At 66.8% G+C, this 24,023-nt stretch carries 19 protein-coding genes; 12 read left to right on the top strand and 7 right to left on the bottom strand.

The genetic code is table 11. The annotated features are described in order from the left end of the window. Positions 1 to 17: 17 nt before the first annotated feature. The 3 genes from A5789_RS00505 to ahcY all read left to right on the top strand — a co-directional run bounded on the left by A5789_RS00505 (position 18) and on the right by ahcY (position 3,897). Entirely contained in the window at positions 18 to 1,550 is a 1,533-nt protein-coding gene (locus tag A5789_RS00505) for an ATP-binding protein (protein WP_064901692.1), read from the top strand. Further along, positions 1,547 to 2,251 carry a response regulator gene (locus A5789_RS00500; protein ID WP_064901691.1) on the top strand — a complete coding sequence of 235 codons (705 nt, stop codon included), beginning with the start codon at positions 1,547 to 1,549 and terminating at the stop codon, positions 2,249 to 2,251. The genes A5789_RS00505 and A5789_RS00500 overlap by 4 nt, the downstream gene beginning before the upstream one ends. Positions 2,252 to 2,415: 164 nt before the next feature. Then, positions 2,416 to 3,897: an adenosylhomocysteinase gene (ahcY, locus tag A5789_RS00495; RefSeq protein WP_063018889.1), complete on the top strand. Its 1,482-nt coding sequence runs from the start codon at positions 2,416 to 2,418 to the stop codon at positions 3,895 to 3,897. A gap of 66 nt (positions 3,898 to 3,963) precedes the next feature. Here ahcY and A5789_RS00490 read toward each other — a convergent pair whose 3' ends face one another. Continuing rightward, the gene (locus A5789_RS00490) at positions 3,964 to 4,338 is read right to left on the bottom strand and encodes a hypothetical protein (protein WP_063018887.1); all 375 of its coding nucleotides are present in this window, start codon (positions 4,336 to 4,338) and stop codon (positions 3,964 to 3,966) included. Between the two features lie 165 nt (positions 4,339 to 4,503). On the opposite strand from A5789_RS00490, the gene A5789_RS00485 reads away from it, so the two are divergent. The 7 genes from A5789_RS00485 (at position 4,504) to A5789_RS00450 (ending at position 13,185) form a co-directional block, all read left to right on the top strand. After that, positions 4,504 to 5,151, top strand: coding sequence for a dTMP kinase (locus A5789_RS00485; protein ID WP_063018901.1), 648 nt, complete (start codon positions 4,504 to 4,506; stop codon positions 5,149 to 5,151). 79 nt (positions 5,152 to 5,230) lie between these two features. Further along, positions 5,231 to 5,908 (top strand): MtrAB system response regulator MtrA, encoded by a 678-nt coding sequence (gene mtrA, locus A5789_RS00480; protein ID WP_030515021.1) that lies wholly within the window; start codon positions 5,231 to 5,233, stop codon positions 5,906 to 5,908. Beyond that, entirely contained in the window at positions 5,905 to 7,824 is a 1,920-nt protein-coding gene (gene mtrB, locus A5789_RS00475; protein ID WP_082940371.1) for an MtrAB system histidine kinase MtrB, read from the top strand. Before mtrA ends, mtrB begins: the two co-directional genes overlap by 4 nt. Continuing rightward, positions 7,821 to 9,632, top strand: coding sequence for an MtrAB system accessory lipoprotein LpqB (gene lpqB / locus A5789_RS00470; protein ID WP_064927097.1), 1,812 nt, complete (start codon positions 7,821 to 7,823; stop codon positions 9,630 to 9,632). The genes mtrB and lpqB overlap by 4 nt, the downstream gene beginning before the upstream one ends. Positions 9,633 to 10,136: 504 nt before the next feature. Beyond that, positions 10,137 to 10,781, top strand: coding sequence for a ComF family protein (locus tag A5789_RS00460; protein WP_104364032.1), 645 nt, complete (start codon positions 10,137 to 10,139; stop codon positions 10,779 to 10,781). 334 nt (positions 10,782 to 11,115) lie between these two features. Then, positions 11,116 to 11,775 (top strand): ribosome hibernation-promoting factor, HPF/YfiA family, encoded by a 660-nt coding sequence (hpf, locus tag A5789_RS00455; RefSeq protein WP_369817461.1) that lies wholly within the window; start codon positions 11,116 to 11,118, stop codon positions 11,773 to 11,775. 117 nt (positions 11,776 to 11,892) lie between these two features. Continuing rightward, complete coding sequence (locus A5789_RS00450; RefSeq protein ID WP_064901688.1) at positions 11,893 to 13,185, top strand: acetyl-CoA C-acyltransferase; 1,293 nt, start codon at positions 11,893 to 11,895, stop codon at positions 13,183 to 13,185. Between the two features lie 8 nt (positions 13,186 to 13,193). On the opposite strand, the gene bluB is transcribed toward A5789_RS00450, so the two are convergent. The 6 genes from bluB to A5789_RS00420 form a co-directional block, all read right to left on the bottom strand. After that, on the bottom strand, positions 13,194 to 13,823 hold the full coding sequence (gene bluB, locus A5789_RS00445) for a 5,6-dimethylbenzimidazole synthase (protein WP_030515028.1): 630 nt from the start codon (positions 13,821 to 13,823) through the stop codon (positions 13,194 to 13,196). An 87-nt stretch (positions 13,824 to 13,910) separates the two neighbouring features. Beyond that, positions 13,911 to 15,167, bottom strand: coding sequence for a fatty acid desaturase (locus A5789_RS00440; protein ID WP_063010772.1), 1,257 nt, complete (start codon positions 15,165 to 15,167; stop codon positions 13,911 to 13,913). Between the two features lie 96 nt (positions 15,168 to 15,263). Then, entirely contained in the window at positions 15,264 to 16,664 is a 1,401-nt protein-coding gene (locus A5789_RS00435) for a fatty acid desaturase (RefSeq protein WP_064903406.1), read from the bottom strand. Between the two features lie 244 nt (positions 16,665 to 16,908). Further along, positions 16,909 to 18,078 (bottom strand): ferredoxin reductase, encoded by a 1,170-nt coding sequence (locus A5789_RS00430; RefSeq protein WP_063010796.1) that lies wholly within the window; start codon positions 18,076 to 18,078, stop codon positions 16,909 to 16,911. Positions 18,079 to 18,162: 84 nt separating this feature from the next. Continuing rightward, entirely contained in the window at positions 18,163 to 18,717 is a 555-nt protein-coding gene (locus tag A5789_RS00425; RefSeq protein ID WP_064903408.1) for a hypothetical protein, read from the bottom strand. A gap of 40 nt (positions 18,718 to 18,757) precedes the next feature. Beyond that, positions 18,758 to 20,176: a wax ester/triacylglycerol synthase family O-acyltransferase gene (locus A5789_RS00420; protein ID WP_063010768.1), complete on the bottom strand. Its 1,419-nt coding sequence runs from the start codon at positions 20,174 to 20,176 to the stop codon at positions 18,758 to 18,760. A 381-nt stretch (positions 20,177 to 20,557) separates the two neighbouring features. Here A5789_RS00420 and A5789_RS38475 point away from each other — a divergent pair, with 381 nt between their 5' ends. Together A5789_RS38475 and secA are read left to right on the top strand one after the other, a co-directional pair. Further along, positions 20,558 to 20,908, top strand: a complete 351-nt coding sequence (locus A5789_RS38475) for an Rv3235 family protein (RefSeq protein WP_146101005.1) — start codon at positions 20,558 to 20,560, stop codon at positions 20,906 to 20,908. A gap of 252 nt (positions 20,909 to 21,160) precedes the next feature. Further along, positions 21,161 to 23,998 carry a preprotein translocase subunit SecA gene (gene secA / locus A5789_RS00410; protein ID WP_063010764.1) on the top strand — a complete coding sequence of 946 codons (2,838 nt, stop codon included), beginning with the start codon at positions 21,161 to 21,163 and terminating at the stop codon, positions 23,996 to 23,998. Positions 23,999 to 24,023: the final 25 nt, after the last annotated feature.

The raw sequence follows: 24,023 nt of genomic DNA, 5'->3' as shown, positions 1-24,023 counted from the left end.
CCGGACGTGGATGGGGCATGACCCTGGCCGGCCAGGTCTTCGTGGTGCAGCTGGCGGTCCTGGTGGTGGTGATAGCGGTCGGATCGGCGCTGGCGGTGTGGGAGGTGCGCCGGGAACAGGACGATGCGACGGCCCGGCGGGTCACTGGCATCGCGGTGGCCCTCGCGCAGGCGCCTTCCACGGCGGCCGCCGTGCGGACGCCGGATCCCACGGCCGTGCTCCAGCCGGTGACCGAACGGATCCGGCAGCGGACCGGGGTGGACTTCATCGTGGTGATGGCCCCCGACCGCACCCGGTACACCCATACCGATGTCAGCCGGATCGGACAGCCGTTCAGTGGCAACATCGATCGGGCGCTGGCCGGTGAGACGTTCACCGAGACCTACACCGGGACGCTGGGCCCGTCGATCCGGGCGGTCACACCCGTCGTCGACGACACCGGCCGGGTCGTCGCGCTGGTCTCGGCGGGCGTGACCCGCGCCCGCATCGGCGATCAGGTGAGTGCGCAGCTGCCGCTGATCCTCGGGGCGGCCGGCGCCGGTCTGCTGCTGGCCGTCCTGGGCGCACTGCTGCTGCGCCGCCGGCTGCTGCGCCAGACCCAGGGACTGGGTCCGGCCGAACTGCGGACGCTCTACGAACATCACGACGCGGTGCTGCACTCCGTGCACGAGGGCCTGATCGTGTTCGACCGCGACGACGAGGCGGCGGCGGTGGTCAACGACGAGGCCAGACGCTTGCTCGAACTCCCGGACGGCCAGGTGCGACGCGCCGATCTGCCGGTCTCGCTGCGGCGCCTCGACGCGACCGTGATCCGAGACGAGATGCACGTGACAGCGGCGCGGGTGCTGGTGGTCAATCAGGACGTCGTCTCCTGGGCGGGGCGGCGTCTCGGCACCGTTCTCACCATCCGTGACCACACCGAATTGCGCGACATCATGGGTGAGTTGGACTCCGCGCGCGGTCTGGCGGAATCGCTGCGCGCACAGGCGCACGAGGCGGCCAACCGGTTGCATGCGGTGATCACCATGGTCGAACTGGGCAATGTCGCCGGAGCCGTCGATTTCGCGACGGCCGAGCTACAGCTGTCCCAGGCGCTGATCGACCGCCTGACCGATGCGGTCCACGAGCCGGTACTGGTGGCACTGCTGCTCGGCAAGGTCGACCGGGCCATCGAGCGCGGAGTGGAGCTGACCGTCGCCGACGACACCGCGCTGGAATCCGCCGCCCCGCTGACCCCGCAGGAAATGGTCACCCTGGTCGGGAACCTCGTCGACAACGCGGTGGACGCGGTGGCGCAGAATCCCGACGCGTGGGTCGAGGTGACGGTCCGCTCGGAGGCATCGGCGCTGGTGGTCAGGGTCGCCGACAGCGGCCCGGGAATGTCGGAGGAGACCTTCGCCCGGGCGATGGAGCGGGGATATACGACCAAGGCCGAACATCACGGCCTCGGCCTGGCGCTGGTGTGGCGGCTGGTGACCCGATACGGTGGCTCGCTGCGGGCCGAGCGAAGTCCCGAATCCGCTGTCGTGGTGAGGATTCCGGTGCGATGACGGGCCAGCCGATTCGGGTGCTGATCGTGGAGGACGAACCGCGCATCGCCGAGGCGCATCACTCGTATGTCGCGCGGGTGACGGGATTCGAGCCGGTGGGGGTGGCCGCCACCGGCCGCGACGCCATCCGCACGGCGACGCACGCTGCCGCCGCGGGAACTCCGATCGATCTCGTGCTGATGGATCTGGGACTGCCCGATATCGGCGGGCTCGAGGTGACCGCCGCCCTGGCCCGGCTGCGCCCGCGACCCGATGTCATCGCCATCACCTCGGCGCGCGACCTCGAGATGGTGCGTGCCGCGGTCGCGCACGGGATAGCGCTGTATCTGCTGAAACCGTTCACATTCGCGGCTTTCCGGGACAAACTCGAGCGCTATCTGGAATTCCGGGCCGCGCTGCCGGCCGATGATTCGACACTGACCCAGCACGACATCGATCGGGCATTGAGCGCGCTGCGTACCACCGATCCGAAGGCGTCCGCGCCGAAAGGTATCGCCCCGCAGACACTTCAGGAGATCTCCCGGGCGGTGCGCGAGACGCCGGCCGGGCTCTCGGCGACCGAAACCGGCCGCGCCGTGGGGGTTTCGCGGGTGACGGCATGGCGTTATCTGGAGCAGCTGGCGGCCGACGGCGTAGTGGAGCGCCGATCGGACTACGGCCGCGCCGGGCGTCCCCAGGTCCGATACGTCTGGCGCCGGTGATGTGCGGTCGGCTGTGCGCACGGTCGGCCGGGCGAGCACCGGCACGGCCGGGACCGGAATACGATCCGGCTCGGCGGCCGCACCCCGTCGGCGTACACCGAACGCGTGCGAGCGACTAGCCTGAGTTGTCGAACCGACATCCACCGAGAGGCTGATCCAGGCGCATGACGACCTCAGAACTTTCCGCTCAGACGAACCTGACTCCCGATGTCCGCAACGGCATCGACTACAAGGTGGCGGATCTGTCGCTGGCCGAGTTCGGCCGCAAGGAGATTCGACTGGCCGAACACGAGATGCCCGGTCTGATGGCGCTGCGCCGCGAGTACGCGGAGGTGCAGCCGCTGAAGGGTGCGCGCATCTCCGGTTCGCTGCACATGACGGTCCAGACCGCGGTACTGATCGAGACCCTGGTCGAACTGGGTGCGCAGGTGCGCTGGGCCTCGTGCAACATCTTCTCCACCCAGGATCACGCGGCCGCCGCGGTCGTGGTGGGCCCGCACGGCACCGTCGACGAGCCCAAGGGCACCCCGGTCTTCGCCTGGAAGGGCGAGACCCTGGAGGAGTACTGGTGGGCGGCCGAGCAGATGCTGACCTGGCCGGGCGAGCCCGCCAACATGATCCTCGACGACGGCGGTGACGCCACCATGCTGGTGCTGCGCGGCGCCCAGTTCGAGAAGGCGGGGGTCGTCCCGCCCGAGGACGAGTCGCATTCGACCGAATACAAGGTATTCCTCAACCTGCTGCGCGCGAGCCTGGCCGCCGACGCCGGCAAGTGGAGCGCGATCGCCGAATCGGTGCAGGGTGTCACCGAGGAGACCACCACCGGCGTGTTGCGGTTGTACCAGTTCGCCGCCGCCGGTGAGCTGACCTTCCCCGCGATCAACGTCAACGACTCGGTCACCAAGTCCAAGTTCGACAACAAGTACGGCACCCGGCATTCGCTGATCGACGGCATCAACCGCGGCACCGATGTGCTGATCGGCGGTAAGAAGGTGCTGATCTGCGGTTACGGCGATGTGGGCAAGGGCTGCGCGGAGTCGATGGCCGGCCAGGGCGCGCGCGTGCAGGTCACCGAGATCGACCCGATCAACGCGCTGCAGGCGCTGATGGACGGTTTCGACGTCGTCACCGTCGAGCAGGCGATCGCCGATGCCGACATCGTGATCACCTCGACCGGTAACAAGGACATCATCGGCCTGGACCACATGAAGGCGATGAAGGATCAGGCGATCCTGGGCAATATCGGCCACTTCGACAATGAGATCGATATGGCCGCGCTGGAGAACTCCGGGGCCACCAAGCTGAACATCAAGCCGCAGGTCGACCTGTGGACCTTCGATTCCGGCAAGTCGATCATCGTGCTGTCCGAGGGCCGGCTGCTGAACCTGGGCAACGCCACCGGCCACCCCTCGTTCGTGATGAGCAACAGCTTCTCCAACCAGGTCATCGCGCAGATCGAGCTGTGGACCAAGCCGGAGCAGTACGACAACGAGGTCTACCGCCTGCCGAAGGTGCTCGACGAGAAGGTCGCCCGCATCCACGTCGAGGCGCTGGGCGGCACCCTCACCAAGCTGACCAAGGACCAGGCCGAGTACATCGGCGTGGACGTCGAGGGCCCGTTCAAGCCGGAGCACTACCGGTACTGAGTGCGGAAACGGTTGTCCCGCAGGAGCTTTGCTTCGACGGGACAACCGTCTCGTGAGCCGCGACGCTCAGATCTGGCAGGTGGGGCTGGGGTGCAGCAACCAGCACAGCACCGAGCCCGGCTCGTTCGAACCGCTCGCCGAGCCGGATCCGAGCGGCGTGTCGGCGATCGCGGTGTTCGCCTCCGGGGTCCGGGCTGCCGTCGCGGCGGCGCAGACGGTGCCCGGGGTGCACCCGTGGCTGATGTCGCCGAGCAGTTTCAACAGGTCGATGAGGCTGCTGCCGGCGCCGCCCTCGGTGGCCGAATCCGCACTTCCGGAGGTGCCCGCGACCGGGGCGGCGGGCTCGAGCGGGAGCGGTGCGGCCGTCGCGACACCGGCGGCGAGGCCCGCGGTGATCGCGAGAGTCGCTGCGGCGGTACGTAATACACGAGTGATGAGCATGGGCGCCTTCCTGTTTTCGGGACGCTTCCTTGATCCCGCGCGGCGTCGCGGCCGTTATCCGGTGCGATGCCCCCAAAAGTAGCGTCTTCTGAAACGTCGACGTTTCCGATAACGCGCGGCGGGTGCGTGGAACAGGGCGGACGCAAAAGCTGTAACCTGCACGTTATGGGTGCACTCATCGCGGTAGAGGGCCTCGACGGCGCGGGTAAGCGGACGTTGATCGACGCCGTCGTCGCGGGCCTGCGCGACCGCGGTCTGCGCGTGGAGACGCTGGCCTTCCCGCGCTACGGCCGGTCGATCCACGCGGATCTCGCGGCCGAGGCCCTGCGCGGCCGGCACGGCGATGTGGCCGCATCCGTGAGCGCGATGGCGCTGCTTTTCGCCCTGGATCGCGCCGAGGCCCGCGACGAGTTGTCGAAACTGTTGGTGGACAACGATATTGTGCTGCTCGATCGGTATGTCGCCTCCAATGCCGCCTACAGCGCCGCGCGGGCCGGCGAGCAGGCGGACGGCGAAACGAGTTCGTGGGTAGCGGAATTGGAGTTCGGCCGGTTCGAACTGCCGGTCCCCGATATCCAGATACTGCTCGACGTGCCGACCGAGCTGGCGGTCGAACGCGCCCGGCGCCGAGGTGAACTCGACACGGCACGCGCGCTCGACGCCTACGAACGGGATATATCGCTGCAGGAACGTACGGCGGCGGTCTATCGTGTGTTGGCCGAATCGCGGTGGCACGGGCCGTGGTGGGTCCATGCGCCGCAGGACGATCCGGTCCGACTCACCGAACGACTGGCGGAAATGATTGGCCGATAGGGTGGCATGTGCGTCGGTAATGTAACCAGTGTTGGCGTGGTTGCCCGTTCCGAGCCGGAGAGATGACAACATAGTAATTATGAAGCCGAAGATTCTGGTCGTCGACGACGATATGGCGCTCGCCGAGATGCTCACGATCGTCTTGCGCGGCGAGGGTTTCGACCCCCATGTGGTCGGCGACGGCACGCAGGCGCTCACCGCGGTCCGGGAGCTACGCCCGGATCTGGTGCTGCTCGACCTCATGCTTCCGGGCATGAACGGTATCGACGTGTGCCGGGTGCTGCGCGCCGATTCCGGTGTGCCGATCGTGATGTTGACGGCCAAGACCGACACGGTCGACGTCGTCCTGGGCTTGGAATCGGGTGCCGACGACTACATCGTCAAACCCTTCAAGCCGAAGGAGCTGGTCGCGCGGGTGCGGGCGCGGTTGCGCCGTACCGACGACGAGCCGGCCGAACTCCTGTCGATCGCCGACATCGTCATCGACGTACCGGCCCACAAGGTGACCCGCAGCGGTCAGCAGATATCGCTGACTCCGCTCGAATTCGATCTGCTGGTGGCACTGGCACGCAAACCGCGGCAGGTGTTCACCCGTGAGGTGCTGCTCGAGCAGGTGTGGGGTTACCGGCACGCGGCCGACACCCGCCTGGTGAACGTGCACGTGCAGCGACTGCGGGCCAAGGTCGAGAAGGATCCCGAGAACCCTGAGATCGTGCTGACCGTTCGTGGCGTGGGCTACAAGGCCGGACCGCCGTGATCGCAGGCTCCAGAAGCCGCGTCGAGCGGCTGCTGGCAGCCGTGGTGGCCTGGTTCAAATCCGTCGGAGAATCGCTGGGCCACACGTGGCGGCGATCGTTGCAGTTGCGCGTGGTGGTCTCCACGCTCACTCTGTCGCTGATCGTCATCACGATCCTCGGTGTGGTGCTGACCAGTCAGATCACCGACCGCCTCCTGGACGCGAAAGTCAATGCGGCCGTTGAGGAGATGAGCCGCGCTCGCAATACCGTCGAGGCGCAGTTGACGGGCGTTTCCGATTCGAGCACCCAGGCGGTCCGGCTGCAGGACGCCGTGCGCGCACTGTCGACCGGCAGCAGTTCGTCCGCGGGCGGCGCCGGAACCTACAACGTCGCGCTGGCGATGGTGGGCGACGGCCAGCAGGAGGTGACCGCCGGGCCCATCACGGAGGTGCCGGCCGAGTTGCGCCGGTTCGTCCAGCAGAACCAGGTGAGCTATCAGTTCGCGACGATCTCGGATCCGGACGGTTACCGCGGGCCGGCGCTGATCATCGGCAGCCCGAGCTCGGAGGTGCCGACCCTCGAGGTCTATCTGATCTTCCCGCTCAACAACGAGCAGCGCAGCCTGAGCCTGATGCGCGGCACCATGCTGATCGGTGGCATCGTGCTGCTGCTGTTACTGGCCGCGATCACCGCGCTGGTGGCCCGGCAGGTGGTGTTGCCGATCCGCTCGGCCGCCCGGATCGCCGGACGTTTCGCCGACGGCCGCCTCAAGGAGCGGATGCTGGTCCGGGGTGAGGACGATATGGCCAGACTCGCCATGTCGTTCAACGAGATGGCCGAAAGTCTGTCCAATCAGATCACTCAGCTCGAGGAATTCGGCAATCTGCAACGCCGCTTCACCTCCGATGTCAGCCACGAACTGCGAACTCCGCTCACGACGGTGCGCATGGCCGCCGACCTCATCCACGGATCCAGCGACGAACTCGATCCGGCGCTGGCCCGCAGTGCCGAACTGCTGGTGACCGAGCTGGACCGGTTCGAGGGTCTGCTCAACGACTTGCTCGAGATCAGCCGCCACGACGCGGGTGTGGCCGAATTGCAGATCGAATCGCTGGATGTGCGGATGTGCGCGCGGGCGGCGGTCTCCACGGTCCGGCATCTGGCCAAGGACGCCGGCTGCGAACTGGTGGTGGACCTGCCCGAGGAACCGCTGGTCGCGGAGGTCGACCCGCGCCGCGTCGAACGCGTGCTGCGCAATCTGCTGGCCAACGCCATCGACCATAGCGAGGGCAAACCGGTCCTGATCCGCATGCGTGGTGACGTCGACGCCAACGCCGTCGCGATGGTGGTGCGCGATCAGGGTGTCGGACTTCGGCCCGGTGAGGAGAAGCTGGTCTTCAATCGCTTCTGGCGGTCGGATCCCTCGCGGATGCGCCGTTCCGGCGGTACCGGCCTGGGTCTGTCGATCAGCGTCGAGGACGCCAATCTGCACGACGGCCGGCTCGAGGCCTGGGGCGAGCCCGGGGTGGGCGCGAGCTTCCGTCTCACCCTGCCACTGGTGCGCGGACGAAAACTCGGACCGAGCCCGCTCTCGCTGGAACCGCCCAAGCGGCGGCTGGCCGAGCTGCCGGCCGGGTCGGTGGAGGCGGCGGACGAGCTCGCGGAACCGGCGGACGATGCGCTCGCCGACCCGGCGGACCCGGCCGCGAGCCGGGCGCCGGCGGACGGGCTCGACGGTCACGCGGTCGTTGCCGGTACCGTCGAAGCGGATGCCGATGCCGAGCCGTCGGCGCGGACGACGCCGCCGGACGCGGACGCCTCGGAATCGCCGGACGGTGAACCGGGGGCCGAGCGGACCTCGCCGAAGCCGGCGGGTGAGAGCGCGGGCGGCTCGGACGACTCCGCACTCGCCGACAAAGAGGACATCAACCCATGAACCGCACCCGTCTGGCAACGCTGCTCGCCGCGCTGTTCAGCTGCGTGCTGGTCCTCGCCGGCTGCGCCAATCTGCCGGATTCCTCGGCGCCGCAGGCGTTGGGAACGCTCAACCGTCAGCCGACGTCGACCGGCCCACATCCGCCCACCTCCGGGCGGGACCCGGATCTGTTGCTGCACGACTTCCTCGACGCCACCGCCGATCCGGCCGACCACCATCGAACGGCGCGGCAGTACTTGACGCCGGGGGCCGCGGAGGGTTGGGACGACAGTGCGCGCACCGTCATCGTCGACAAACCCGACACCCTTCGGGAGTCGAGGTCGGACGACTCCGCGACCTACCGCATCCGAGCGCGAAAACTGGGTGAGCTTGCCGCAGACGGGTCCTTCCGCGCCCAGGACAATACGTACGAGACCAGAATCGAGATGAGCAAGGTCGGCGACGAGTGGCGCATCAGCCAGGTGGAACCGGGCGTGGTAGTGGACAGGTCCGCGTTCTACAAGTCGTATCGTCGGTATCCGCTGTATTTCGCCAACAGCCCCGGGACCACCATGGTTCCCGAGTTGCGTTGGATCTCGAGCCCGAAGGACCAACTGACGCAGCGGCTGGTAGGACTGCTCGCCGCGGGCCCACAGCCGACCCTGGCGCCGGCCGTGCGCAATATGCTCGCCCCGCCTGTCAGCGTGCGCGAAGGTATCACCAAAGCCAACGGCGAACCGGATAACGTCGGCGTCGGGCTGGGCGGGGTACGCATAGATTTCGCCGGTGCCTCGGCTCTTGATGCGCGCGGTAAGGAAATGCTGGCAGCCCAGGTGGTACTGACACTGGCAGGGGCGGATATCCCCGGCCCCTACGTGTTACTCGCCGACGGCAAGCCGCTGGACGACCGGTACGCAGGCGTGGGCTGGTCGTTGGACGACGTCAGTGCAATGAACCCGACAACTCCCACAGGAGATCGGTCCAACCTCCATGCGTTGCGGGATGGCTCGCTGGTTGCCGTGGATGTCTCCAAGGGGCAGATCGTCCGTATGCCCGGATACTTCGGTGCCGCCCGAAATCTGCAGTCGGTCGGATTGTCGGAAGACGGAAAGTTGATCGCCGCGGTCGCCGAGAGCGGCGAGCCTGCGCCCGCGCCGAAACACACCCTCATCATCGGCAGCTATGACGGCGCTTCCACATTCTCGGTCGTCCAGGGCGAGACCATCACGCGGCCGTCATGGACCTCCAATGGCGAGGCCGCGTGGGCGGTGGTCGACGGAACTCGGGTGATCCGAGTTGCGCACGATCGCGGCACCGGCAACGTATCGATGCAGGACATCGATACGTCGATGCTGACTTCGGGTGAGGCGAACAGCACCGACCCGGTGCCCCGTCTCCCGATCACCGATCTCAGTATCTCTCGCGACGGAACGCGTGCAGCGATCATCGCCGGAGGCAAGGTTTACCTCGCTGTCGTGATTCAGCATCCGGATGGCAAGTTCGCACTGGTGTCGCCCAGGCCGGTGGCGATCGATCTGAGCACAACGGCCGTATCCATCGACTGGTCCACTCCTGATTCTCTCGTTCTGGCACGAGAAGGAGACGTGAACCCGGTGGAGTCGGTCTTCATCGATGGTTCGGAGCTGACGCCACTGTCCAGTCAGAACCTGACTCCACCTGTCCGCGTGGTGAGTGCTGCCCCCGGTATTCTCTACGCCGCCGATTCACGTGCGGTAATGCAACTGCAGTCGACAGGACCGTCGGCGGACCGGTTTTGGCGTGAGACGCCGGGGCTCGGTGCGAACACGGTGCCGGTTCTGCCGGACTGAGCAATCCATCCGCGTTATAAATCCGTTGTGCTCCAAAGGATCTCGATGTAATGTCGGCTGCGGCCCGACGAGTTCGTCGAGCTCGGGGGTTTGTTCAGGGAGGGATTCGAATGTTCCGCATATTGTCTGTCGCCGCAACATCTGCACTTGCCGTTGCTGTTGTCGGTATCGGGGTCGCGCACGCCGCTGACCTGCCCACTCCGGAGGGGACAGTGTTCACGGGCGAATATGCGCAATATGACTGCGCCAGGGCGTTGGAGCAGGACCTCAATGCGCTCAATGGGGCGGCGCAGGGTACTTGTGACCCCGACGGGTCAGGCGGGTGGGTGCTGCACATCGGCACACACTGACGGCGGGAACTCTGGTCCGTCCAGCAACTAGCGCGCGGCCTGGGCATCCGGTTCCGGACAATCCGGAACCGGATGCCCAGGCCGTTCGTCGGTTCGGGGCCAAGTGAACCTTTCCCGAGCGCTACCTGTCGGTGGCCTCGGCCAGACTGGGCCGATGCGGACGCTGCTGGATTTGGTCCTGCCGCAGTACTGCGGGGGATGTGGATCGGCCGGAATCGGATGGTGCGGGGAATGTGCCGCGACACTGAGCGCGGAGCCCATGCGGGTATGGCCGCGCACCGATCCGGGGGTGCCGTGCTGGGCGTTGAGCGGATACGCGGGTCCGGCCCGGCGCGCCGTGGTGGCGGCCAAGGAATCGGGCCGCCGGGATCTGATCGCACCGCTGGGCCGGGCCCTGGCCCGCGGTATCGGCCTCCTGCGGGCTCCCGGCCGCCCGCTGATTCTGGTTCCGGCGCCGAGCCGCCGGGTCGCGGCCCGGCGTCGTGGGGGCGATCCGGTCCTGCGGACGGCGCGCGTCGCGACCGGTTGGCTGTCCGATTGCCATCTCGCACCCGTGCTGTGGGCGCGCGGTGAGGTGCGCGACTCCGTCGGACTGAGCGCGCGAGCGCGCCGGGACAATCTGGCGGGCCGGCTCGTCTGCCGCATCGGTGCGACGTCGGCCCTGCGGACCCTCGCGGCCGCCGACATCGTACTGGTAGACGATGTTCTCACCACGGGCGCGACCGCTGCCGAATCGGTGCGGGTTCTGGCGCTGGCCGGGCTGAACGTGCGGGCCGTAATGGTGACATGCGCCGCGTGAGTGGGAGAAATTTGCGTGAACAGTGGCGGACGGATCGTTGGCGTAATAGCGTTGCTGACAGAGCGATCTGACACCCGAACCCAGAGTTTGGAGGTGGCGACTCGGACGACTTCGTACCGAGCATTCCGGCATGAGTGGCGGGCCACGGGTGGCAGTCTGCAAGCCCTTTCCGAATCCCGCGCAACCTCTCCCCGGTCGGCTCGGTGCGGTTGCTAACCCGCCGCACATGGAGTTGTGCGGCCAGATCCGGGAGGTACGCGTGACGACTTCACGACCTTCAGTGAAAGAAGCAGATCCCTCGACCGGTACGGGCACCCAGCTGGGTTCCGGTGAACTGAACGGAGCCGAACAGACTATTTCGGATGTGCCCCGGACGCCCGAAGCGGACGTCGTGGTCAAGGGACGTAACGTCGAGGTACCCGATCATTTCCGCATTCACGTCGCGGACCGACTCTCCCGTCTGGAACGTTTCGATCCGTCGATATACCTCTTCGATGTCGAGCTGTTCCATGAACGAAACCGCCGCCAGCGCAAGAACTGTCAGCGTGTCGAAATCACCGCGCGCGGCAAGGGCCCGGTGGTCCGGGCCGAAGCCTGTGCCGACAGTTTCTACGGCGCACTGGAATCCGCGGTGGTCAAACTCGAGGCCCGATTGCGGCGCAGCAAGGATCGCCGCCGGGTGCACTACGGCGAGAAGACACCTGTCTCCGTCGCGGAGGCGACGGCCGCGCTGGTCGAGGACACCCTGCCCGCCGGCGCCGGCGGATCCGAGCCGGCCGACCGCGCCGACACCGAATCGAGCGAGTACGCCGGGCCGGGGCATATCGTGCGCACCAAGGTCCATTCCGCGACTCCGATGTCGGTGGACGACGCGCTGTATCAGATGGAACTCGTCGGCCACGATTTCTTCCTCTTCCACGACCGCGAAACCGACCGACCGTCGGTGGTCTACCGCCGCCACGCCTTCGACTATGGGTTGATCAGGCTGACGTAACGAGTTTTCGGGAGCTGGACGGCCGGGGCCGAGAGCCCCGGCCGTTCGTCGTTCACCGGGCCGGCGAGATTACCGTGACATCTTGTATCGGCATCTTGCTCGTCCTACTGTAAAGGCATGGCCACCAAGCGTTCTCGCCGCGCCGTCATCGTCGCGGGTGCTCGTACCCCGTTCCTGCGCGCCTTCACCGACTACACGCGGATGGACACCATCGATCTGGGTGTCCTGGCGGTGGGCGGGCTGCTCGAGCGGACCGGACTGCCCAAGAATCAGGTGCAGGCGATGGTGTGGGGCGGGGTGATCCTGCCGAGTGCGGCGCCCAACGTCGCGCGGGAGATCGCCCTGGATCTGGGACTCGACCACGGCTGCGAGGGCTACACGGTCACCCGTGCGTGTGCCTCCGGACTGCAGGCGGTGACCGCGGCGGCGGCCGCCATCGAACGCGGGGAATACGACATCATGGTCGCCGGCGGCAGCGATTCCACCAGCAATGCCGAGGTGAAGCTGCCGCAGAAGATGGTGCACGCGGCCGCGCCGCTGGCGCTGGGTAAGCCGAAGCCGAAGGACTATCTGTCCGCGGTGGCGCAGCTGGCGCCGTTCACGGATCTGCTGCCGCGCCGGCCGAAGATCGCCGAGCGCACCACCGGCGAGGTGATGGGGGAGTCGGCGGAGAAGATGGCCCGCATCAACGGCATCACCCGGGAGCAGCAGGACGCCTTCGCCGCCCGCTCGCATCATCGCGCGGCGGCGGCGATCGAATCCGGCCGGTTCGACCGGGAGGTACTCGCGGTCGCCACGCCGGACGGGAAGGCGGTCACTCGCGACGGACTCGTGCGCGCGAACACCGGTGTCGAGAAGCTGGCGACCCTCGCCCCGGTCTTCGAGCGGGACGGGACGGTGACGGCGGGCAACGCCAGCCCGCTCACCGACGGCGCGGCCGCGGTGCTGCTGATGAGCGAGGAGAAGGCGCGCGCCCTGGGCTTCGAACCGCTGGCGGCCTTCCGGTCCTGGAGTTTCGTCAGCGTCGACCCGTCCGATCAGGTGCTGATCGGTCCGGCCATCTCCATGCCGCGGGCGCTCGACAAGGCAGGGCTGGCCCTGCCGGACATCGATGTCGTCGATATCCACGAGGCCTTCGCCGCCCAGACCCTCTCGGTGGTGTCGGCCCTGGGCAGCGACGCGTGGGCCAAATCCCGGCTGGACCGCGACAGTGCCGTCGGCGAGATCGACCCGGACATCCTCAATGTGCACGGCGGTTCGATCGCGATCGGCCACCCCTTCGGCGCCACCGGTGCGCGCATGGTGACGACCATGGCCAACGAGCTGGCACTCACCGGGAAGAGCACTGCGCTGCTGGGCATTTGCGCCGCGGGAGGGCATGGCGCGTCCGCGGTCCTCGAACGGGTGTAGGCAGGGCGCTAGTACCGCTCCCAGTGGATCGCGTCGTCGAGTGGACGCCGGTCGCGCCAGCCGAACCGTTCCAGATCCGGCGTGTGCTGGAATTCGTGCACCGGGCCGATGCACAGCCACGCGACGGGACGAATGCCGGCGGGCAGCTCGATCAAGTCGGTGAGGAAGGGTGCGTCGTAAAAACTCACCCAGCCGACGCCCACCCCTTCGGCGGTCGCGGCCAGCCACAGGTTCTGGATCGCGAGAACCGTGGAGTACAAACCGGTTTCGGGGACCGTCGCGCGACCGAGGATCTGCGGGCCGCCGCGACTGTCGTCGTGGGTGACGACTATCCCGGTGCCGCTCTCGGTGATGCCTTCGATCTTGATCGGCTCGAAGGTGCGGGCTCGCTCCGGTGGCAGCGAATCGCGGAATTCGACGCGCTTCTCGGCGACGTGTGCGGCGAAGCGCGCCAATGTCGCCGGGTCACGCACGACGACGAAATCCCACGGCTGCGAATTGCCGACGCTGGGTGCGCGATGGGCCGCGTCGAGGATTCGGAGCAGGGTCGCATCGTCGACGAGATCGCCGGTGAATTCGGCACGCACATCGCGGCGCCGCCGGATCACGTCGTAGATGCTGGATTCTTGCGTTGACACCGGTTCAGTCAATCAGGCCCGGACGTGGGCAGACGAAAGGGGCTCCCCGGATATCGAATCCGGAGAGCCCCTTCTGTTCGGTGATCGCTAGGCGGCCGAGCCGACCGTCTGCCGGCGTTCCGCCACCCGGCGCTTGCCTTCCTTCAGCGCGGTGCGCAATCCGCGCCGGCGCCCGGTCACCGGGTCGACCGTGCCGATGCCACCGAATGCGCGCTCGGACTTGGTCTCGGGAGCGTCGTCGGTGCCACGGCGCAGATATTTGTTGGGCAGCGACAGCTTGATGATGGTGCGCCACGATTTCGCGTACTGCACCGGCAGCGAGCCGCTGGTGTAGGGCAGGTCGTATTTGTCGCACAATTCCCGCACGCGCACCGAGATGGCCCGCAGCCGGTTGCTCGGCAGGTCCGGGAACAGGTGGTGCTCGATCTGATGGGAGAGGTTGCCGGTCATGAAATGCATGACCGCGCCGCCGGTGATATTGGCGCTGCCCAGCATCTGGCGCAGGTACCACTCGCCCTGCGTTTCGTTGTCCACATCGCCCTTGGTGAACTTCTCCGCACCGTCGGGGAAGTGGCCGCAGAAGATCACCGCGTTGGTCCACACATTGCGGACGATATTGGCGGTGATATTGGCCGTCAGCGTGGACAGGAAGGCCGGTCCGGTCAGCAGCGGGAAGATCACATAATCCTTGGCCGCCTGCTTGCCGACCTTCTTCAGCACGACCTTGCGGTCCTGCTCGAATTGCCGGCGTTCCGGAGAATCGGCCGGCCACTTCTTCTTCGCGACCTTGCCCAGCTCCAAATGCTGGATGGCCACGCCGTATTCGAAGAACATCTGCAGCAGCAGGTTGTAGACCGGCTGTCCGAGATAGAACGGCGTCCACCGCTGATCGCGCGTCACGCGCAGCAGGCCGTAGCCGATGTCGTCATCCATACCCAGCACGTTGGTGTACTTGTGGTGCAGGTAGTTGTGCGTGATCTTCCAGTGTTCCGACGGTCCGGCGTTGTCCCACTCCCAGTTGGAGGAGTGGATTTCCGGATCGTTCATCCAGTCCCACTGGCCGTGCATGACGTTGTGGCCGATCTCCATGTTCTCGATGATCTTGGCGGCCGACAACATCGCCGTGCCGGCCAGCCAGGCCGGCGGCAGGAAACTGGCGAACAGCGTGGCGCGACCCCCGATTTCCAGGGCGCGCTGCAAACGGATCACGTTACGGATGTAGCGGGCGTCGTTCTCGCCTCGGGAGGCCTCGATTTCGCGACGGATCGCATCCAGCTCCGCGCCGATCGCTTCTACATCCTCTGGAGTGAGGTGGGCGTATTCCTTGACATCCGAGATCGCCATGCTGGTTACACTACCGTAGGTTACGGTCCCGTAGGTTGTCTCCGGATCGGATTACAACTGTGGCGTATACCGCATTGTGATCGTGACCGATATGGCTTAGGTTAGTCGCCTTCGCTGTTGCCGCAACCGGACGCGAACGGTCGCTCGTCCCCGCAGTCCGCGGCGCCGGAGTATCTGCTTCTCGGCCCGAGCCTTCTCCTGCAGAGCGAGCTTGGCTTCGCGCAGCGCCTCCTTTTCCTGCCGTGCCTTCTCGCGCAGTGCGGCCTTGGCTTCCACCATTGCCGACCGCAATCCCTGCCGCCTTCCGGTGAGCGGGTCGACGCCGGACAGCGGCTCTTCGGTACCGGCCGTCGACGGGCGGGTCAGCAGCGAGAATTTGCGTTCCGACGACGTCTCCGGGGCGTCGTCCGCGGTCCGGCGCAGGAATCGGTCGGGCAGTGCCAGTTTGTGAATTGTGCGGAACGCCAGGGCATATTGTTTGCCCAGCGATCCCGTGGTGTACGGCAGGTCGTATTTGTCGCAGAGTTGGCGGACCTGTTCGGCGATCTCCGGATACCGATTGCTCGGAATGTCCGGAAAGAGGTGATGCTCGATCTGGTAGCACAGATTGCCGCTCATGAAGGCCATCGCCGGGCCGGCCTGGAAGTTGGCACTGCCCAGCATCTGCCGCAGATACCATTCCGCCCGGGTTTCGTCCGCGAACTGCTCCTGGGTGAATTTCTCGGCGCCGTCCGGGAAATGCCCGCAGAAGATCACGGCGTACGCCCACAGATTGCGGATCAGGTTGGCCGTCGCGTTGGCCTTCAGCGTCGCCTTCCAGCCCGGACCGCTCAGCAGCGGAAAGACCACGAAGTCCTTGGCGACCTGGCGGCCGGCCTTGCGCAGGAACTGCCGGTTGGGTTCGGACAGCAGGTCGCTGCGCGGAACTCCGGTCTGCTGTTTCTCGATCTTCAGATCGTGCAGGGCGATACCCCACTCGAAGAGCGCGGCCAGGATCAGATTCGCCACCGGCTGAGCGAGATTGATCGGCTTCCACTCTTCGTCGCGGGTCATGCGCAGGATGCCGAAGCCCACGTCGTCGTCCATGCCGACGATGTTGGTGTAGGTGTGGTGCGAGAAGTTGTGCGCCCGTTTCCACTGCCCGGAGGTGCCGGTCATATCCCACTCCCAGCTGGTGGAGTGGATCTCCGGGTCGTTCATCCAGTCCCATTGCCCGTGGCTGACGTTGTGCCCGAGCTCCATATTCTCGATGATCTTGGCCACCGACAACATCGCGGTGCCCGCGACCCAGGCCCATTTGTTGCGTCCGGCGAACAGGACCGCGCGGCCGGCGGCCTCGAGCGTGCGCTGGGCGCGGATGGTGCGCCGGATGTAGGCGGCGTCGCGCTCACCCAGCGATTGCTCGACCGTGCGGCGGATGGTGTCGAGTTCCTGCCCCAATGTGTCGATATCGGCAGCCGTCAGATGCGAATACGCCTTGATGTCGGTGATGGCCACGGTCCTGCAATGCCTCCGCTTCGCTCCGGCGGTGTCGAATGAATGCCTCTGCATCGCGTCGGCGGGCCGGTATCGGATTGCCTCCGCTGCGCTTCGATGGACTGCCTCCCCCGCGCTTCGGCGGCATGGGCTCCGCTGCGCTTCGGTGGGAGGTCTCGGTCTTGTCCTCTTCAGAGTATCGGTAACCGGTGGTGATCGCTCGCGCCGCCGCGGGGCGAACGGGTGAACACCACCGGAACGCGACTCACACGTCCAGGGTGCAGTCGCCGGCCGCGGCCGAGATGCAGGTCTGGATTTTCTCCCCGGCCTGGTGTTCGGCGCCGTTGCGCAGATCGCGCACATGTCCGTCGGTCAGGGTGACCACGCAGGTCTGGCAGATACCCATCCGGCAGCCGAACGGCATCTGCACGCCCGCGGCCTCACCGGCCTCGAGCAGGCTGGTGGCGCCGTCGGCCTCGGCACTGCGATCGGTGCGGGCGAAGGTGACCGTGCCGCCCTCGCCGACCGCCGAACGTTCCACCTCGAACCGCTCGACATGCAGCTTGTCGCTGATACCCGCTGCGGCCCAATGCTTCTCGACATCGTTGAGCAGACCGGCCGGACCGCAGGCCCAGGTCTCGCGCTCGCGCCAGTCCGGGAACCGGCTGTCGAGATCGGCCAGATCGAATTTGCCTTGCTCGCCGGTGAGGTGGATATGCGCGGTGAAGCCGGGATGCTTGTCGTGCAGCGCCCGCAGTTCCGCGCCGAACATGACGTCCTCGGCGGTCCGGGCGGAGTGGATGTGCACGATGTCGTCCATCGCGTCGCCGTCGGTGCGGTCGGCGGCGCGGCGGTCCATGGTCCGCAGCATCGCCATCACCGGGGTGATGCCGCTGCCGGCGGTGATGAACAACACCTTCGCCGGCGGGGGCTCCGGCAGGACGAACCCGCCCTGCGGCGCGGCCAGGCGAACCACCGTGCCCTGCGGCACGCCGTTGACCAGGTGGCTGGACAGGAAGCCCTCCGGCATCGCCTTCACCGCGATCGAGATCACTCGTTCGGCGCGGTTGTCGCGATGGGTCCAGTCCGGCGGGCAGGTCAGCGAATACGACCGCCAGTGCCAGCGCCCCTCGACCAGGACACCGATGCCGATGTACTGACCGGGGGTGAAGGTGAAATCGAAACCCCAGCCCGGCTTGATCACCAGGGTCACCGAATCGGCGGTCTCCTTGCGGACCTCGATGATCCGTCCGCGCAGTTCCCGCGCCGACCACAGCGGATTCACCAGATGCAGATAGTCATCGGGCAGCAGCGGGGTGGTGATGCGGGCCGCCGCGCCGCGCAGCGCGTCCAGGCGCGTCCGCCCGGCCATCTTCGCGTCGGCGACCGGGGCCTCGAGCCATGCCCGCAGGCCTTGTACCGATTTCGACACCATCGTGCGAATGCTCATTTCCTGTGATCACGCGCCTGCGGCGCACCCTTCGAGCCAAGGTTACGGCATCGTAGGTTAGCGGGCGGATCAGAGGAGGTCGAGCAGGAACGGCAACTCCTGTGCCGCGTACCAAGCCAGCTGGTGATCCTCCGCGTCGCCCAGCACGAATTCCGCGTCCGGATCGCCCAGGTCGGCCGCGTCGACGACGTCGACGGCCTTCGCGACCTGAGGTTCGGCCTCGGCCAGATCGACGTGCACCGAGGCGATGCGCTTGTAGGTGATCGGCCCGGACAGCCGGACCACCGCATCGTCGAGATCCGGGCGCAGGGTCGTGCCCGTCACATCGGCGGCGATCACGGCACGGCGGTAGACGGGGGCCGAATACGACGATCCGGTGTCTTCGGCGGCGTCCGGATCTGTTCCGTCCTCCGGTTCGGCATCGCTGTCGTCGGCGTGCATCAGTGCGGATTCGCGTTCCTCGGCGAGCAGCCGCAGCGATGCGCGCGCCGCCTCACCCATCGCCACCTCGGCCAGTTCCTCGTCGTCGCCGGAGGCGTAGGCCTCGCGCAACGCGGGGGTGACCGCGAAGGCGGTGTCGTTCACCGCGCGAATTTCGCGCTGCGCCACCAGCTCTCGGAGCATGGCGATGGTGGCCGGGACATAGACGCGTAGCTTGCCCTGATCAGACGCAGGCACCGAGCATCTCCTCCATGGATTCGCGCACCGCCGCCGCCAGTACGGCGATATCGGCCATCGCCTCGCGGTCGGCATTGAGACCGTAGAACACACGTCCGTCGTAGGACGTGATTCCGATGCTCGACGCCTGATTGCGCAGCAACGGCGATACCGGATACATCTCCAGCATCCGTGCGCCGCCGATATACATCGGCCGCTGCGGACCCGGGGCGTTGGTGATCACCAAGTTGAATGTGTGTTCTGCGAACGTACTCGCCGCCCGCACGCTCATCGCGTGCAGGCTGGCCGGGGCGAAGCCGGCCATGTGAACCAGGGTGCGCGCCCGCACGGCGCGCCGATGCCGGGCATTCTCGGCCGTGGCATGCGAGATGTGCGACAGCCGCATCACCGGATTCTGCTCTCCCACCGGCAGATCGATCAGGAACGAGGAGACCTCGCTGGCCGGGCTCACGTCGTCGGGTGACCCGTCGACGTAGACCGACATCGGTACCACCGCGCGCAGCACCGCCGATCCGACCAGCACCTCACCGCGCGATTGCAGGAATATCCGCAGCGCGCCGGTCACCACGGCCAGGATGGCGTCGTTGATGGAGCAGCCGAAGTGTCTTCGAATGCGGCGATAGTCCTCGAGGTCGGTCCGTGCGATGTCGAACCGGCGGCACCGCGAGATCGAAGTGTTGAAGGGGCTGTCGGGCGCCGTCCGCCCGGCCGCGCGCACCCGGTCGACCGCGGCGTCGACCGCCTTGCCCGCGGCCGCCACCACCGCCGACGCGTTGGCTCCGGCATCGCGGACGACTTCCCATGCCGTCGCGGGCTGGGTCGCTATTTCGGCCAGTGACATGCCCAGCAGTTCCATGTCGCCGGGTTCACGGTGGGCCACCCAGGTATCGGGTGCGACCACCCGCGGCGAGGGCCCCGAGTCCAGGATGACGTGGCCGATCTCGAGCGCGGTCTCACCATCCACCAGCGCCGAATGGGTTTTGGTGAAGATCGCGCAGCGGTCCTCGGACAGGCCTTCGATCAGATACATCTCCCACAGCGGCCGGCTCGGGTCGAGCGGTCGCGACGACAGCCGCCCGACCAGTTCGTAGAGCTGCTCGTCGGAGCCCGGAGCCGGCAGCGCCGATCGCCGCACGTGATAGGTGAGGTCGAAGCGGCTGTCCTCGACCCAGACCGGGCGCCCCACCTTGAACGGGACCTCACGGACCTTGCGGCGGTAGCGGGGCACCATCGACAACCGGCTGTCGACCAGGTCCAGCAGCGTCTGGTAGTCCACGCACGGAGATCCGTCGCCGGGGTCCTCGGGGGCGACGCGCACGATCGCGAGAGAGCCGATGTGCATGGGATTGCTGCTCGACTCGAGCCGGAAGAACGACGCGTCCTGCGGCGTCAGTCTCGTGATCACGCTGTCCGAGCTCCTCTCCGTTGCCGCTCTCCATTGTGGAGTGACACAAACCTTGCGCGCGTGACTGTGTGGGACTTGTCGCGTCGGCGTCGGAATTCCGCCGTCGTCGACGCCGCGCATGGCATGCTGGTTCGATCCGTGCCCAAGCATGCCGACCAGGGGGAGTGTCGAATGCTCGAGTCTTCTGCAAGCCCGGTATACACCCGTCGCGCCCGCCGCGCGCCGGTATTCGAACCGCCGTTGGATCCGAGGAGTTCCGGTGGTGCGACTGCGGGAAAGTCGCTCGATCGGGGGGCGGCCGCGCACGTCGTGCCGCGACTGCGGACCCCGCGCCGGTCCGCGCACGACGGCCGCTCGCCGGGGTCCGGCGCGGGTGTGCCGGTGTCGTCCGACATATGCGGCGGGGACGAAATCGGTACGGCCGCAGCGCAGTTCGCGGAGCGGTCGCTGCGCCTGGTGCTCGAGGTCATCGACGGGCGGCGTCCGCTCGGGCAGTTGCGTCCGGTGGTGGAGCCGACCGTGCTGGCCGCCGTCGAAACGCTCGCCCGCACCGCCGCCGCGGAGCGCCGCCTCGGTACGGCGGTGCTCGTCACCGTGAAGCTCGCCGAGGTCACCGCGAGTGCTGCGGAGGTGTGCGGCGGATACGAGCGGGGGCAGCGCCGTTTCGCCGTCGCCGCGCGGCTGGTGCTGCGTCGCGGGCGTTGGCGGATGAGTGCCTTGCGCATGCGGTGATCGCGGGCGTGTGTCGTGCCGAAGTGTGATCGATCACTGCCGGGCCCCGATGGGCCGCGGCTGTCCGTGGATGTTCCGACGCGGCGGCGCCTACGATGGAGGCCGCATTACCATGGACGATGCCGCTTATCCGCGCGCCGGGGATTTCGCCCATACGATGTGGCGGGGGCTTCGGTATGCCGCGAGTAGTGCGGTGTGCCGAAGATGTAGCACTGCAAGACGACAACATCGACCAGAGGACTGACGAGACCCGTGCCTGCGCTGACACTGACGAGGTTGCTACGTTTTGGTGAGGGTCGCACCGTCAAGCGGCTCGCGCATCTGGCCGACGAAGTTCTCAGTCTGGAAGACGAGTACGCCGATCTCACCGACGCGGAACTGCGGGCCAAGACCGACGAATTCAAACAGCGCTACATCGACGGCGAATCCCTGGACGAGTTGCTGCTCGAGGCTTTCGCCACCGCGCGCGAGGCCTCCTGGCGCGTGCTGAATCAGAAGCATTACAAGGTGCAGGTGATGGGTGGCGCGGCCCTGCACATCGGCAATGTCGCCGAGATGAAAACCGGTGAAGGTAAGACACTCACCTCGGTGCTGCCCGCCTATCTCAACGCGATCAGCGGCGACGGCGTCCACATCGTCACCACCAACGACTACCTGGCCCGTCGTGACTCCGAGTGGATGGGGCGCGTGCACCGTTTCCTCGGCCTGCAGGTCGGCGCGATCCTGTCCGGGATGAGCCCCGCCGAGCGGCGTGCGGCCTACGGCGCCGATATCACCTACGGCACGAACAACGAATTCGGCTTCGATTATCTGCGCGACAACATGACCCATTCGCTGGACGATCTGGTCCAGCGTGGGCACAACTTCGCCGTGGTCGACGAGGTCGACTCGATTCTGATCGACGAGGCCCGGACGCCGCTGATCATTTCCGGCCCGGCCGACGCGTCGAGTAAGTGGTATGCCGAATTCGCCCGTATTGCACCGCTTTTGAAGAAGGATGTGCACTACGAGGTCGACATCAAGAAGCGCACCATCGGCGTGCACGAGGCCGGTGTCGAATTCGTCGAGGATCAGCTCGGTATCGACAATCTGTACGAGGCCGCCAACTCGCCGCTGGTCAGCTATCTGAACAACGCGATCAAGGCGAAGGAACTCTACGTTCGCGACAAGGATTACATCGTTCGCAACGGCGAGGTCATCATCGTCGACGAATTCACCGGCCGCATTCTGGTCGGCCGTCGCTACAACGAGGGCATGCACCAGGCCATCGAGGCCAAAGAGGGCGTGGAGATCCAGCCGGAAAATCAGACGCTGGCCACCATCACGCTGCAGAACTATTTCCGCCTCTACGACAAATTGTCCGGTATGACCGGTACCGCCGAAACCGAGGCGGCCGAGCTCCACCAGACCTACGGCCTCGGTGTCGTGCCGATCCCCACCAACAAGCCCATGATCCGCATGGATCAGGCGGACCTGATCTACAAGACCGAGGAATCGAAATTCGCCGCGGTCGCCGACGACATCGCCGAGCGGCACGAGCAGAACCAGCCGGTGCTGATCGGTACCACCTCGGTGGAGCGGTCGGAGTACCTGTCGAAGCTGCTCACCAAGCGCGGCATCCCGCACAACGTGCTGAACGCGAAGTTCCACGAACAGGAAGCGCAGATCATCGCCGAGGCCGGCCGCCCGGGCGCGGTCACCGTGGCGACGAATATGGCCGGCCGTGGTACCGACATCGTGCTCGGCGGTAACCCCGACATCATCACCGATACGCTGCTGCGCCGGCAGGGCCTGGATCCGGTCGAGACGCCGGACGACTACGAGGCCAACTGGCTGCCCGCGCTGGAGCAGGTCAAGCGGCAGGTCGAAGACGACGCCGATCTGGTGCGCGACGCCGGCGGCCTCTACGTGCTGGGCACCGAGCGGCACGAGTCGCGACGTATCGACAACCAGCTGCGCGGTCGTGCCGGCCGCCAGGGCGACCCGGGCGAGTCGCGCTTCTACCTCTCGCTCGGCGACGAGCTGATGCGGCGCTTCAATGGTGCGGCCCTGGAGTCGATCATGACCCGGCTCAACCTGCCCGACGACGTGCCGATCGAAGCCAAGATGGTCTCGCGGGCGATCAAGAGCGCCCAGACCCAGGTCGAACAGCAGAACTTCGAAATCCGCAAGAACGTTCTGAAGTACGACGAGGTGATGAACCAGCAGCGCACCGTCATCTACGCCGAGCGCCAGCGCATCCTGGCCGGCGAGGATATGGAGGGCCAGGTTCAGTCGATGATCACCGACGTGATCACCGCCTACGTCAACGGCGCCACCGCCGAGGGCTACGTCGAGGACTGGGATCTGGCCAAGCTGTGGACTGCCCTCAAGACGCTGTACCCGGTGGGCATCGAATACCAGGATCTGACCGGTGAGACCGAAGACGGTGAGATCGGCGAACTGAGCCGCGAGGAACTGCTCGACGCCATTCTCGACGACGCGCACGACGCCTACGCGCGGCGTGAGAAGGAAATCGACGATCTGGCCGGCGCGGGCAGTATGCGCAACCTGGAGCGTCAGGTGCTGCTGTCGGTCCTGGACCGCAAGTGGCGTGAACACCTCTACGAGATGGACTACCTCAAGGAGGGCATCGGCCTGCGCGCGATGGCGCAGCGCGATCCGCTCGTCGAATACCAGCGCGAGGGTTTCGACATGTTCGCCGCCATGCTCGAGGGCCTGAAGGAGGAGTCGGTCGGCTTCCTGTTCAACCTCCAGGTGGAGGTTCAGCAGGCTCCCGAACCGCAGCCCGCGGTCGGTGCCGGCCTGCGTTCCCCGGTGGGCGCCACCCATCCCGCCCCGGCAGTACCCCAGGGCAACGGCGCCGCCGAGAACGCCCCGGCGGCTCTGCGCGCCAAGGGAATCGACGAATCCGGCCCGCGCGGCCTCAGCTTCTCCGGTCCGGACGAGGGCGGCCACGCCGAAGTCCGCAGTGCCGCTCAGGAATACGGCGACACCCCCTCGACCGGCATGACCCGCCGCGAGCGTCGCGAAGCGGAACGTGACCGGTCCAAGCAGTCCAAGCCCCCGAAGTCCAAGCGCCGCCGGTAATTTCGGCGAACGATACCCGGCGAGA

Origin of the sequence: Nocardia sp. 852002-51101_SCH5132738 (assembly GCF_001665695.1) — a bacterium.
GTDB lineage: Bacteria > Actinomycetota > Actinomycetes > Mycobacteriales > Mycobacteriaceae > Nocardia > Nocardia nova.
The sequence above is the reverse complement of the archived record's forward strand: the minus strand, read 5'-3'. Positions and strand labels throughout refer to the sequence as shown.

Excerpts from the sequence above, each read along its gene's own strand:
- A5789_RS00440 (WP_063010772.1), bottom strand. The coding sequence starts at position 15,167 with ATGGCGATCTCGGATGTCAAGGAATACGCCCACCTCACTCCAGAGGAT.
- A5789_RS00505 (WP_064901692.1), top strand. The coding sequence starts at position 18 with ATGACCCTGGCCGGCCAGGTCTTCGTGGTGCAGCTGGCGGTCCTGGTG.
- A5789_RS00500 (WP_064901691.1), top strand. The coding sequence starts at position 1,547 with ATGACGGGCCAGCCGATTCGGGTGCTGATCGTGGAGGACGAACCGCGC.
- lpqB (WP_064927097.1), top strand. The coding sequence starts at position 7,821 with ATGAACCGCACCCGTCTGGCAACGCTGCTCGCCGCGCTGTTCAGCTGC.
- A5789_RS00430 (WP_063010796.1), bottom strand. The coding sequence starts at position 18,078 with ATGGTGTCGAAATCGGTACAAGGCCTGCGGGCATGGCTCGAGGCCCCG.
- A5789_RS00425 (WP_064903408.1), bottom strand. The coding sequence starts at position 18,717 with ATGCTCCGAGAGCTGGTGGCGCAGCGCGAAATTCGCGCGGTGAACGAC.
- A5789_RS00485 (WP_063018901.1), top strand. The coding sequence starts at position 4,504 with ATGGGTGCACTCATCGCGGTAGAGGGCCTCGACGGCGCGGGTAAGCGG.
- A5789_RS00460 (WP_104364032.1), top strand. The coding sequence starts at position 10,137 with ATGCGGACGCTGCTGGATTTGGTCCTGCCGCAGTACTGCGGGGGATGT.
- A5789_RS00490 (WP_063018887.1), bottom strand. The coding sequence starts at position 4,338 with ATGCTCATCACTCGTGTATTACGTACCGCCGCAGCGACTCTCGCGATC.
- A5789_RS00450 (WP_064901688.1), top strand. The coding sequence starts at position 11,893 with ATGGCCACCAAGCGTTCTCGCCGCGCCGTCATCGTCGCGGGTGCTCGT.
- ahcY (WP_063018889.1), top strand. The coding sequence starts at position 2,416 with ATGACGACCTCAGAACTTTCCGCTCAGACGAACCTGACTCCCGATGTC.
- mtrA (WP_030515021.1), top strand. The coding sequence starts at position 5,231 with ATGAAGCCGAAGATTCTGGTCGTCGACGACGATATGGCGCTCGCCGAG.